Annotated in this window: 11 protein-coding genes; 4 read left to right on the top strand and 7 right to left on the bottom strand. The window is 68.5% G+C overall.

Annotated features, from left to right (window positions below; all coding sequences use genetic code 11):
- Positions 1-3 precede the first annotated feature (3 nt).
- The 6 genes from KY49_RS06340 to KY49_RS06315 all read right to left on the bottom strand — a co-directional run bounded on the left by KY49_RS06340 (position 4) and on the right by KY49_RS06315 (position 5,072).
- Positions 4-1,305, bottom strand: a complete 1,302-nt coding sequence (locus KY49_RS06340; protein ID WP_042583833.1) for a fimbrial protein — start codon at positions 1,303-1,305, stop codon at positions 4-6.
- Between the two features lie 45 nt (positions 1,306-1,350).
- On the bottom strand, positions 1,351-2,784 hold the full coding sequence (locus KY49_RS06335) for a type II and III secretion system protein family protein (RefSeq protein WP_042583832.1): 1,434 nt from the start codon (positions 2,782-2,784) through the stop codon (positions 1,351-1,353).
- A 48-nt stretch (positions 2,785-2,832) separates the two neighbouring features.
- Positions 2,833-3,735, bottom strand: a complete 903-nt coding sequence (cpaB, locus tag KY49_RS06330; protein ID WP_042583831.1) for a Flp pilus assembly protein CpaB — start codon at positions 3,733-3,735, stop codon at positions 2,833-2,835.
- A gap of 95 nt (positions 3,736-3,830) precedes the next feature.
- Positions 3,831-4,301 carry a TadE/TadG family type IV pilus assembly protein gene (locus KY49_RS06325; RefSeq protein ID WP_042583830.1) on the bottom strand — a complete coding sequence of 157 codons (471 nt, stop codon included), beginning with the start codon at positions 4,299-4,301 and terminating at the stop codon, positions 3,831-3,833.
- Positions 4,298-4,798, bottom strand: a complete 501-nt coding sequence (locus tag KY49_RS06320; protein WP_042583829.1) for an A24 family peptidase — start codon at positions 4,796-4,798, stop codon at positions 4,298-4,300. The genes KY49_RS06325 and KY49_RS06320 overlap by 4 nt, the downstream gene beginning before the upstream one ends.
- Positions 4,799-4,874: 76 nt before the next feature.
- Positions 4,875-5,072, bottom strand: a complete 198-nt coding sequence (locus KY49_RS06315; RefSeq protein WP_306170140.1) for a Flp family type IVb pilin — start codon at positions 5,070-5,072, stop codon at positions 4,875-4,877.
- A 638-nt stretch (positions 5,073-5,710) separates the two neighbouring features.
- Here KY49_RS06315 and KY49_RS06310 point away from each other — a divergent pair.
- The 4 genes from KY49_RS06310 to KY49_RS06295 all read left to right on the top strand — a co-directional run bounded on the left by KY49_RS06310 (position 5,711) and on the right by KY49_RS06295 (position 11,074).
- Complete coding sequence (locus tag KY49_RS06310) at positions 5,711-7,303, top strand: collagen-like triple helix repeat-containing protein (protein ID WP_042583828.1); 1,593 nt, start codon at positions 5,711-5,713, stop codon at positions 7,301-7,303.
- Between the two features lie 43 nt (positions 7,304-7,346).
- Entirely contained in the window at positions 7,347-8,618 is a 1,272-nt protein-coding gene (locus tag KY49_RS06305) for a collagen-like triple helix repeat-containing protein (protein WP_042583827.1), read from the top strand.
- Positions 8,619-8,756: 138 nt separating this feature from the next.
- Positions 8,757-10,445, top strand: coding sequence for a ShlB/FhaC/HecB family hemolysin secretion/activation protein (locus KY49_RS06300; RefSeq protein WP_042583826.1), 1,689 nt, complete (start codon positions 8,757-8,759; stop codon positions 10,443-10,445).
- A gap of 167 nt (positions 10,446-10,612) precedes the next feature.
- A complete protein-coding gene (locus KY49_RS06295) occupies positions 10,613-11,074 on the top strand; it encodes a DUF2147 domain-containing protein (RefSeq protein ID WP_042583825.1) in 462 nt (153 codons plus the stop codon).
- Positions 11,075-11,181: 107 nt separating this feature from the next.
- On the opposite strand, the gene KY49_RS06290 is transcribed toward KY49_RS06295, so the two are convergent.
- Complete coding sequence (locus KY49_RS06290) at positions 11,182-11,583, bottom strand: transposase (protein ID WP_042583824.1); 402 nt, start codon at positions 11,581-11,583, stop codon at positions 11,182-11,184.
- Positions 11,584-11,661: the final 78 nt, after the last annotated feature.

The raw sequence follows: 11,661 nt of genomic DNA, 5'->3' as shown, positions 1-11,661 counted from the left end.
CGCTTACGATCGCCTGGACGAAGGTTGAATGAAGCGCTTGAGCGCGGAAAGACCCGACGCGGCGCGCGGTGCGGCGGCGGCGCCCGCCAGCCGCTCGGCGAGCGGCTCGAGCGCGCGCACGTACGGGTCGCGCTCCGCCGTGTCGACGATGAGCCGGCCCTGGTTCGCCGCCTGGCCGATCGGCACGCGGCGTGCGGGCAGCGTCGCCAGCAGCGCGACGCCGAGGCGATCGGCGATCTGGGTCGGCGTCAGGCTGAGCGCCGGGTCGTACTGGTTGACGACGAGCCGCATCTTGCCGCTGTCGACGCCCGCATCGCGCAGCCCCTCGAGCAGGTCGACCGCCGACACGATCGACGCGACGTTTTGGTCGCAGACGAGCCACGCCTCGTCGGACGCCGCCGCGATCTGCGCAACGAATTCCCGGTTCGAGAACCCGCCGAGATCGACGAGCTGCTGGTCGAAGAACGCGCGCAGCCGGTTCAGCAGGCCGACGCACGACGCGTACGACACCTCGCGCAGGTCGGCGAGGTTCGGCGGCAGTGTCGTCAGCGCGACGCCGCTCGCATGGCGGGTCAGCGCGGTGTTGACGAACGTGCGGTCGATGCGGCGCAGGTTGCGCACGGCCTCGACGAAGTGGAACTCGCAGCGCGTGTTGAGGAACAGCGCGCTGTCGCCGGTGGGCAGCCCGAGGTCGACGAGCGCCGTCTGCCGGCCGCGCGACGCGGCGGCGCCGCCGCTCGATGCACCGCTTGATGCACCGATTGCCGCGCCGTCGGCCGCGCCCGCCGACCCGCGCTTGTGCAGCCAGACCGACAGGTTCGCCGCCAGCGTGCTCACGCCCATTCCGGCGCGCGCGCCGAGCAGCGCGACCAGCTTGCCGTGACGGTTCGCCGGCTCGCCGCCGCCGGCGTGCTCGAGCAGCCCGCGCGTGATGCGCAGCGCGTCTTCGGCGGCGCCGGACACGTCGATGAAGTCGCGCACGCCCGCCCGCAATGCGGCGAGCGCGCTTTCCGGTTCGGCAAGCGTGCCGAGCGCGACGACCGGCAGCCCCGGATGCGCGGCCCGCACCACGGCGGCGGCCGCGCTCGCCGCCGCCTGCGCGCCGGAGAAATCGATGAAGACGATCGCGGGATTGAGCCCCGCGATGCGCTGTGCAAGCGCGGCCGGATCGAGCGGCGCGGCCTCCACCGCGCCGGCCGGCACCAGGGTCTCGCCGAGCCAGCCGATATGCCGGTCGTGCTGCGACGCGCAGACGAAGTAGTCGGTCACGGCGGGCTCAGCCAACGAATGGGTTCTCGCGTTCATATGGGACATCCCCGGTCAGACAGCGCGCGACGGCGCGCCACGCGTTCATTTCGAAAACCCCGGCGCCGCGTCGGGCGATGCAATGCCGCCGAGGTACGACCGCCACACCGGGCCGTCGCGCTGCTCGGACAGCTCGCCCGGCGTGGCCGGCAGCGAGGCGCCCTTCGCGATCGGCGCGACGAGGTGCGGCGTCACGATGATGACCAGCTCCTTGTCGTTCTGCTGATAGTTGAGCGTCTTGAAGAACGCCCCGATGATCGGCAGGTCGCCGAGCACCGGCACCTTGCTGACGTTCGACATCGTCTCGCGATCGATCAGGCCGCCGATCACGAAGCTCTCGCCGTCGCCGAGCTCGACCGTCGTGTCGGCGCGGCGCGTCGTGATCGCGGGCACCGCGACGCTGTTGATCGTCACGCCGTGCAGGAAATCGAGCTGGCTCGATTCGGGCGCGACCTTCAGCGCGATGCGGCGCGGGCTCAGCACCGTCGGCGTGAGGGTCAGGCCGACGCCGTACTGCTTCCACTGGATCGCCGTCGAGCCGAGCGCCTGCGGCACCGGCACCGGGATCTCGCCGCCCGCGAGGAAGCTCGCGCTCTGGCCGGACAGCGCGACGAGCGTCGGCTGCGCGAGCACCCGCGCGAGATTGTTCGCTTCGAGAATCGACAGGTTCGCGAAGATGCCGCGGCCTGCCGAGTTCGCGACGAGGTTGAACGCTGAGGCGACCGGAATGCCGGCCGTCGCCTGGAAGGCGGAGGTCGCCGCGCCAGTGATCGACTGCAATCCGCCGGCGGTAAACGCACCGAACGCAAAGCCGTTGCTCTGCTTGAAGAAGTTCAGCCCGGCCTCCTTCAGCACCGAGCGGCTGAATTCGACGACGCGCACGTCGACCTGCACGGTATTCCGGCCGCCGACCGTCGACGCGTCGATCACCGCGCCGCCCTTGCCAGCCTTGCCGAGCGTTCCGCTCGCGCCGCCGCCGCGCTTGCCGGTCGCGCCCGCGTCCCCCGCGCCCCAGTTTCCGCCGGCCGCTGCGCCGCCCTTGTCGGCCATGTGCTGGCCGATCGCGGCAGCACGCTCGTGCGCGTCGAGCGATGCCGCCGAACCGGACAGCACCGCGACGTCGCCATACGCCTTCGCGTCGGGCGTCGAGCTGTCGAGCACCGCATGCGCGGCCGCGTCGACGACGTTGACGTTCCACACCATCGGCTCGTCGCGGCCGCGCTCCCACAGCATCACGTTCGTCGAGCCGGGCGCCTTCGCGACCAGCAGCACGGCGCCGGCGCGGCTGCCCTTCATGATCAGCACGTCGGCCACCGACGGGTCGCCGACCGCCACCCGCTGCAGCGCGCGCCCGGCGGCGATCTGCCGCTGCGAGCCGACGGCGAGATCGATCGATGCGCCGGCGCCTGCCGCCGCGGCCAGCGTCGCGCCTGTCAGGGTCCAGATGGCAATCGCGAATGCAATCAGTGTGTTCTTCATTTGTGTCGCTGCTTTCGATGACCGTGCGGGTTGTCGTTCAGAAGTTGTTCAATAGGCGACCGTTTCGGCCCGCCCGCCACGTATCACTTCGATGCCGCCGCCCGGCCGCGCCACGACCGGCGCGCGCGGCGCGGCCGGCTCGCGTGGCGTGCTGCGCGCGCGCGACGCGGACAGCTCGTCGAGCGCGACGCCCGTGGCCGCCACGGCCGACGGCCCGAGCTCGCCCATCGTGCGCATCGCGACGGTCTGCGCGGCGATTTCGTCATCGTGCGGATTGCGCAGCGCGAGCGTCAGGCGGCCGTTCGCGTCGGCCAGCGTCAGCGCGTCGACCTGCGCGGTCGGCACCGCGAGCACCGCGGTCCGCGCCATGCTCGTCGGTCCCGCCGCGCCGTCGCGATCGGGCGTCGCATCGCCGAACGCCAGCACGCGCACCTTCGACAGCAGCAGGCGCGCCTGCGTACGCGGAATTTCCGAGCCGGCCTGGCCGCCTGCGCCACCCTCGCGCTTCAGGTTCAGGAACACGTCGACGAAGTTGCCGGGCCGCAGCCGGTTGCCGACCGCACTCGTTTCATCCACCCTGACCGCGACCGCCCGCTCGCCGGGCGCCACCTGGTCCGCGAGCCCCGACGTCAGCGCAGCCGCGAGCACCGGCGACGCGTCGAGGATGTCGTTCGCCGGCACGCGGCCGACGAGTGCGTCCGGATCGCTGAATGCGCCCGCCGGCAACATCGGCGCCTGCACGATCTTCAGCCCGTCGGCGGTGATCGCCTGCCCGGCCGGCAGCAGGCGCGCGGCGACGACGAGCGGCACCGTCTTCGTCACCGCGGCCTGCGCCACGACCGGCGCCGGCGCTCGGGCCGGACCGCGCCCGAGCATCCATGCGTAGATGCCCAGCAAGACTGCGATCGCAATCAGCAGGCCGGCGATGATTTTGGTCAGGTTGTTCGCCATGGTGAGTGTCGAGTGCCGTCTGTGATGGTGTTGTGTCGGTCGTGTCGAAGTGCGGATCGGGGTTCACGCATCGGGGTCGCGTCGCGCATGCTGCGTCACAGGATGGTCGCCGGATTGATCTGCACGGTCGCCGTGCTCGTCAGCGCGCTCGGCAACACGAGGCCGAGCAGCGGCAGCGACGGCACCAGCGGATATTGCGCATACGGGTAGGTCACCGTGACCGTCACGCAGTACATCGACGCGTCGTAGCTGCACGCCGCCGAGGACGGCGCCGGCACCACGACGTTCGGCAGCCAGCGGGTCAGGTTCTGCGCGGCCCTGCGGGCTGCACTCGCGCGGTCCTGCAGCGCCTGCGCCCCCTGGCCGTTCGCCTCGGGCACATAGTTCAGCGCCGCCCGCGCACCTTCGGTCGCGGCCAGCGTCAGGTTCTGCTGGATCGCGAAGATCAGCCCGTACGACACGAGCGCGTAAAAGATCACGAAGAACAGCGGGAACACGAGCGCGAACTCGACCGCCGTCGCGCCCCGCTGGCGCCGTCGTGCGCACGGCTGCCGCTGCGTCGTCATTGCAGGCCCCCTGACGCGACGAGATGCGCGAGCCACCCTGCCGCCGGCGCCACGAGGCACGCGGCATACGGCGTCGCGCGCCGGCCGCCCAACGACATCGCGGGCGCGCCGCGCCGCCGCAGCGCGCCGATCGACGTGTTCGACATCGCCATCAGCGCAAGCGCATGCACGCCCGCCGCGATGCTCGCGACCGCCCATAGCCAGAACAGCGCATGCACGCCGCACCATGCGCCGAGCACCGCGAATACCTTCACGTCCGCTGCGCCCATGACGCGAAAGGCGAAAAAGGGAAAAAGGCTGACTGCCCCGACCAGCATGCCGATTAATGCCTGCCTCGGGAAAATGCCGAATGGATTGGCATGCGCGAATGTGCTTGCGAATCCCGCAATCAATCCCGCGACGACCAGCGAATTCGATACGCGTCGAAAGCGGATATCGCCGAGTGCGACAAGCATCGCCCAAGCGAAGAAAATGCCGATGCTGAACAGGAGTGCCATGTCGAAACCGGACGCGCGTGCGACTACGAGCGAGTCGCGATCGCGACTCGCTCGCCACGACTGCCGAACGCAGCGATCAGCCCGCGGCGGTTGCCAGCTGGTTGTAGATGTTGGTGAACACCAGACCCAGTCGAGTGCCGATATCCGTGACGCTCGTCATGATGGCAACAGCAATCAGACCGGCGATCAGACCATATTCGATCGCGGTCACCCCGTCTTCCTCCTTGAGGAAGCGAATCATCATTGCTTTCATTTTATTTCCTCGTGCCTGTATGTTTGTTTCTCTGGCCGCATTTACGAAGGTTGGGACCTCGCATATCCGGCCTGGCTCCGCGCCGTTTGCCACACTTGCCGTGACAACGATCGGATGCCCATTCTTTATAGCGCGTCTTGCACGACGCGGATCATCATTTGATGGAAATTAACATTCGCGTCATTCATCTCCTCGCACGTGTGTACCGAACCGTACAAAGCTTACAAGTGCCACGAATCTTATCTCCGAACCCTTTTAATTTCCAACCTCTTTTAACAATCCTGATCGAAAAATCGACGCGTAGCACCCTATTTGTACGGCGTCCCGGTACGTTTTACACATAGGACTTACGATAGGTTAGATGTGCACATCTAATCCACCTATAAAACAGCACGACCGTTCCCGCCCTCCTGCCCGCACGTTACGTCGCTCGCGTAACGCCAGTGATGTGACGTTACGTTACGAACCGGCTGAAATCGCCCCCGGTTCCGGCCGCTCAAACATTTTCAACAATCTTTCGATTCGCGTAAGCCCTTTTCCCATAAGGAAATACCCCGTTTAAAACCCGTCATCGAACCGTCGATCGTCGAAATGGCACGACAGTTGCAGAGTAGTCCGCGCACCACTCAACACAACATCAGTTTTAATGCGAGGACGAAATGGACACTCAGGTTATCCCTCATGGCGCGCTCCGGACGACTCTGATCACGGCCACCGTGGCAGCCATGCTTTCCCTGTCCGCCTGCGGCGGCTCCGGTTCGATCAGCAAGGGCCTCGGCGGCTCGAACTCGGGCGGCGGCAGCGATTCGATTTCCACGTCCGGCGGCGGTACGTCGGGCTCGACGAGCGGCACGTCGGGCAGCACGAGCGGCAGCACCAGCGGTTCAACGAGTGGTAGCACCAGCGGCAGCACCAGTGGCACGACGAGCGGGACGACCAGCGGCACGAGCGGCACGTCGGGCGTGTCGTCGAACGCGGTGGGCAACGTGCTCGCCAGCAGCAGCAACATCGTGACCGGCGTCGGTTCGACCGTGTCGGGTCTCGGCGCCGTGGTCGGCAGCCAGACGCTGCCGGGCGTCAACCCGCAGACGACGCAAGCGGCCGGCGGCATCGTGCAAAGCGTCGGCGGCGCGGTGACCGCGCTCGGCAACGGCCTCGGCAACGGGCTCGGCCAGCTCGGCGCGACGAGCAACCCGGTCGGCGTCACGGTGGCCAGCACCGGCGGCGTGGTCAATCAGCTCGGCAACGCGGTCACGCAGACCGGCAATCTCGTCACGAGCCTCGGCAGCGGCCCGCTGTCGCCGCTCGCGCCCGTGACCGGCGCCGTCGGCGGCCTCGTGCAGACGGTCGGCAACACCGTCGCGAACGGCGGCAACACGCTCACCAACGCCCTGTCGGCCGGCCCGATCCAGCAAGTCACGCAGACCGTCAGTTCCGTGATCACGCCGATCACGACGATGGTCGGCAACACGACCCAGACGGTTGGCTCCGCAACCGGTCTCGGCGCGCCGGTCAACACGCTGCTCGGCACGCTCGGCAACGGCCTGAACCAGGCCGGCGCAATGATCGCGTCGACGGGCGGCAACCCGGTCACGAGCGGCCTCGGCACCACGGTGTCGTCGACGGGCAATACCGTGAAAGCGGTCGGCGGGCTGCTGACCGGCGGCAGCGGCGGCGTCACCAATCCGCTCGCGCCGATCACGGGCATCGTGTCGACCGTCACCGGCGGGCTCGGCGGCACGACGGGCGGCTCCGGCGGCCCGCTCGCGCCGGTCACGGGCCTTGTCTCGACCGTCACCGGCACGCTCGGCGGCGCGACGGGCGGCTCCACCAGCCCGCTCGCACCGGTCACGGGTCTCGTCTCCACGGTCACCGGCGCACTCGGCGGCGCGACGGGCGGCTCCACCAGCCCGCTCGCACCGGTCACGGGTCTCGTCTCGACCGTCACCGGCGCGCTCGGTGGCGCGACGGGCGGCTCCAGCGGCGCCAGCCCGCTCGCGCCGGTCACGGGTCTCGTCTCGACCGTCACCGGCGCACTCGGCGGCGCGACAGGCGGCTCCAGCGGCGCCAGCCCGCTCGCGCCGGTCACCGGGGCGCTGAACACGGTCACCGGCGCGGCCGGCGGCGCGACGTCGGGCGCACCGGCGCTGGCCGGCGGCACCGGCGCAGTGACGAGCTCGGGCACGTCGTCGAATCCGCTCGCCCCCGTCACGTCGCTGATCGGCGGCCTGCTCGGCGGCACTCACAAGTAAATCCGCTCGTTCCATTCATCGACAAGACTGCGAGGAGTCAACCATGTCCCAGCAACGTACTCTCACGTCGGCCGCGCTGCGCCAGTGGCGCGTTCCCCTCACCGCGTTCGCCGCGGCCTGCCTGCTCGCCGCCTGCGGCGGCAACGGCGTGAACGCGCCGCCGGCCAGCGCCAACGGCAGCACCACGAGCGGCACGAACAACCCCAGCACGAGCGGCACCAGCAGCGGATCGACGGGCACCAAGGGCGTCGTCAGCACGCTCGGCCAGACCACCTCGGATCTCGGCAGCACGATCGGCAACGTGAGCGTGCCGGGCCTCGGCAACGGCGTGACGCAAGGCCTCGGCAGCACCGTGTCGAGCACGGGCACGATCCTCGGCGCAGCGGCGGACGCCGTCAGCAACGGGCTCGGCCAGATCGGCTCCACGCAAAACCCGGTCGGTACGACGGTGGCCGGCCTCGGCAACGTCGTCGGCGCGACGAGCAACACCGTGTCCGGGCTGAGCGCGACGGTCAAGGCGCTCGGCACCGGCCCGCTGGCGCCGCTCGCGCCGGTCACGTCCCCGGTCGGCACGGTGCTCGACACGGTCGCCAACGGCCTCGGCGCCGCCGGCAACACGATCGGCTCCACGCTGTCGTCGGGCCCCGTGCAGCAGGTGACGCAGCCGCTCAGCTCGGCGATCACGCCGCTCGTCATCACGGCCGGCCAGCTCACGCAGCAGGTCGGCACGACGACGGGCCTCGGCCAGCCGGTTTCCGGCCTGCTCGGCCAGGTCGGCGGCGCGATCAGCGCGGCCGGCCAGCAGGTCGCGGGCACGTCGAGCCAGCCGCTCGTCGGCGACGTCGGCCAGCTCGTCACGTCGGTCGGCAACACCGTGACCAACGCCGGCGGCCTCGTCAATCCGAACGGCCCGAATGGCGCCGCGCCGATCCCCGGCCTGATCACGAGCCTCGTCGGCGGCTCGACGGCCAACGTGCAGAGCGGCTCGCCGGGCGGCACGGCATCGGGCTCGACCAACCCGCTCGGCGGCCTGTTGTCGGGTCTCGGCTCGACGCCGCTCGGCCCGCTCACGGGCGCGCTCGGCGGCGCGACGGGCGGCACGGGCAGTACAAGCCCGCTCGCGCCCGTTACGGGTTTGCTGAATACCGTCACGGGCGCAGCGGGCAGCGCGGCGAGCACCGGGGGATCGTCGAGCCCGCTCGCACCGATCACGTCGTTGGCCGGCGGCGCGACGGGGTCGACGTCGGGCGGATCGACCGGTCTGCTCGCGCCGGTCACGGGATTGCTGGGCACGCTGGGCGGCGTCGGCAAGTAAGGATACCTGCGCATTTGCGGCCGGAGCGAACGCGCAGTCGATCCGATCAGAACCGGCAACGCGGCACACCACGCGCGGCGCCATCGGCGCCGCGTGCGGACATTAGAAGACGACAAGCAAGGCCAACGAGGAACAACAATGAAATCCAGACGCGATAAATGGATGATGCTGCTCGCCATCACGGCGGCGGCAGGCACGGCACAGGCGCAGACGCGCATCGCCGGCAACCCGGTCGACTCGCTTCCGCAGATCAATGCGCCGAAGAAGGGGCCGAACGTGACCGTGCAGGTCGCGCCCCAGGCGCCGCAATTGCAGGAACTGCTCTCGCGTCACCTGACGCCGGCCACGTTCCAGGTCGAAGGCGTCAAGTCGGTGCCGTTCGAGGAGATCTCGCGCCGTTTCACGCCGCTCGTCGGCAAGGACATCACGATCGGCGAGCTGATCGAGACCGCCAACGGCGTGACGAAGCTTTACCAGGATCGCGGCTACGCGCTGTCGTTCGCGTTCATCCCCGCGCAGACCTTCGAAAACGGCGTCGTGCGCGTGACCGTCGTCGAGGGCTATGTCGCGGACGTGAAGGTCACCGGCAAGCCCGGCGCGATGGAATCGAAGATCCGCGCGATCGCCGCGCACATCACCGCCGATCGTCCGTTGCGCCGCGCGACGTTCGAGCGCTACGTGAACACGTTCGGCCTGCTGCCCGGCGTGTCGGTGAAGGCCAACGTGCCGCCGCCGCAGAGCACCGACGGCGCGACGACGCTCGAGCTGAACGTCGATCGCAAGCCGTTCAACGTCGGCACCGGGATCGACTTCAACCACCCCGGCGTGCAAGGCCTCATCACCGCGACCGAAAACGGCCTCACGTCGTTCGGCGAGCAGTTGAGCATCTCCGCGCTGGCGCCGCCGGGGCGGGACAAGCAGACCTACTTTGCGTTCAGCGGCGCGGTGCCGGTCGGCAGCAGCGGGCTCGTCACGCGTCTCGATGCCAGCACGTACCGCGGCAAGCCGGCCGACAACCCGGGCCTGCCGTCGTACGTCCAGCGCACGGTGAAAAACGAAAAGCTCGGTCTTTCGGCATCCTACCCGTTATTGCTGAACAACCAGCGCAGCCTGCTCGGCACCGTGTCCGGCTACGCGTCGCACAACGAGGATCGCTACCAGAACCAGATCAACGGGGCGACGCTCGACAACCGGACGCAGGTTCGCGTGCTGCAGATGCAGCTCGACTACACGAGCGTGAGCCCGACGCAGGTGCGAAAGCTGAGCGTGAACGTCGCGAAGGGTTTCGACATTCTCGGCGCGTCGAAAGCGCAGGACATCAGCGTCGGCAACACCACGACGTCGGTGCCGAGCCCGATTTCGCTGACCTTCGTGCGCACCGGCGCGACGTTCACACAGACCAACGAATGGCCGTTCCGGATCGGCACGTCGGTCTCGCTGACGGGCCAGTACAGCCCGAATTCACTGCCGACGTCCGAGCAGATCTCGTTCGGCGCGCAGCGCTATGCGCTCGGCTATCAGCCGGGCGAGACGTCGGGCGATTCGGGATGGGGCATGTCGCTCGAGGTCAATCGCGCGTTCTCGCCCGGCTGGACGTACCTGAAGTCGATCACGCCGTACATCGCGTACGACATGGCGCGCATTTACCTGCATGCCGGCACGCCGTCGCCGAGCCGGCTGTCGTCGGTCGGCATCGGCGTGCGGCTGACCGACAGCCGCTACTACAGCCTCGACCTGTCCGTCGCGAAACCGGTCGGCGACGCGCCGCTCGAGAGCGCGTCGCGCAGCCCGCGCGTGAACGCATCCTTCTCGTACCAGCTCAATTGATTGCGCCCCGCGCGGCCCGCCGCGCGGGGTGTTTCGATTAGAGTCACCTCTATCAAACGCGACGCCTGGATTCACGTATTCTGCCGGAAGCTCGCAACATGCCACCGTCCCATGCAGACGGTCGTGCGAGCGGTTCGAAAACGACATGCAAAACAAGGAGGACGACGATGACTCACCTGACCCGCCCGTTGCGTGCGATGGCCCTGGCCGGCGCACTGCTCGCTTGTGCTACGCACGCCTTTGCGCAAGCCGACAGCCCGATCGGCACGTGGCAGACGATCGACGACAATACCGGCAAGCCGAAAGCGCTCGTGCAGATCGCCGAGGATTCGGACGGCACGCTGTCGGGCAAGGTCGTCAAGGGCCTTGGCGCGAACGACACGCCAGATCGCCGCTGCACCGCATGCACGGACGAACGCAAGGATCAGTTGATCAAGGGCATGACGATCATCAAGGCGATGAAGAAGGATGGCGACCACTGGGATGGCGGCAACATCCTCGACCCCGAGAACGGCAAGGTCTACAAGTGCAAGATGACGCTGGACGACGGTGGTCAGAAGCTGGTCGTGCGCGGCTATATCGGCGTGTCGCTGATCGGCCGGTCACAGACCTGGGTTCGCCAGCAGTAACGGCTTACGATCTGCGCGCAACGACGCGCCGCATCACGTCAATCGGCCTGCGACAATGTCGCAGGCCGATTTCATTTCGGGACGAGACAAGCGTGCAATGCAGGCAATCACGCTGCGCGCTTCAGTGCTTCCGCCCGATACGCGCGCGGTGTCGGCATCGCCACGCTGCGCGCTTGCGCTGCCTTCGACTGCGCGTGCTTGCGCATCCGCGTAGCGAGCGTGTTGCACAGATTGATGCCCGCCTCGCCATAGAGCGCGCGCATCACGTGCATCAGCGCGCCGGTTTCATGCCAGACCTTGAAGCGGCGATGGCACGTCTGGTACGACGGGTAGCGGCGCGGCATCGCCGACCAGGTCGCGCCGCTGTAGATCACCCAGAGCACGCCGTTCAGCACGGCGCGTGTGTTGGCGAGCGGCCGGCCACGCAACTCGGTGCGCGGCTGCAATTCCGGCAGAAGCGACGTGACGCGCTTCCACTCGTCGTCGGTTAGATCGCGATACGGTGTCATGGACATCTCCAGCCTTAGGAACCATGACGCAACGATATCGGCTCAACCCGGGGTTGAATATAAGACTAATCCGAAATT

The organism is Burkholderia sp. MSHR3999, assembly GCF_000833595.1.
Taxonomy (GTDB): domain Bacteria; phylum Pseudomonadota; class Gammaproteobacteria; order Burkholderiales; family Burkholderiaceae; genus Burkholderia; species Burkholderia ubonensis.
Note: the sequence above shows the minus strand (reverse complement) of the source record. Positions and strands in the feature narration are given on the sequence as shown.

Bases quoted from the DNA above. Each gene is read 5' to 3' on its own strand.
- cpaB (WP_042583831.1), bottom strand. From the start codon at position 3,735: ATGGCGAACAACCTGACCAAAATCATCGCCGGCCTGCTGATTGCGATC.
- KY49_RS06310 (WP_042583828.1), top strand. From the start codon at position 5,711: ATGGACACTCAGGTTATCCCTCATGGCGCGCTCCGGACGACTCTGATC.
- KY49_RS06325 (WP_042583830.1), bottom strand. From the start codon at position 4,301: ATGACGACGCAGCGGCAGCCGTGCGCACGACGGCGCCAGCGGGGCGCG.
- KY49_RS06335 (WP_042583832.1), bottom strand. From the start codon at position 2,784: ATGAAGAACACACTGATTGCATTCGCGATTGCCATCTGGACCCTGACA.
- KY49_RS06295 (WP_042583825.1), top strand. From the start codon at position 10,613: ATGACTCACCTGACCCGCCCGTTGCGTGCGATGGCCCTGGCCGGCGCA.
- KY49_RS06320 (WP_042583829.1), bottom strand. From the start codon at position 4,798: ATGGCACTCCTGTTCAGCATCGGCATTTTCTTCGCTTGGGCGATGCTT.
- KY49_RS06305 (WP_042583827.1), top strand. From the start codon at position 7,347: ATGTCCCAGCAACGTACTCTCACGTCGGCCGCGCTGCGCCAGTGGCGC.
- KY49_RS06300 (WP_042583826.1), top strand. From the start codon at position 8,757: ATGAAATCCAGACGCGATAAATGGATGATGCTGCTCGCCATCACGGCG.
- KY49_RS06340 (WP_042583833.1), bottom strand. From the start codon at position 1,305: ATGAACGCGAGAACCCATTCGTTGGCTGAGCCCGCCGTGACCGACTAC.
- KY49_RS06290 (WP_042583824.1), bottom strand. From the start codon at position 11,583: ATGACACCGTATCGCGATCTAACCGACGACGAGTGGAAGCGCGTCACG.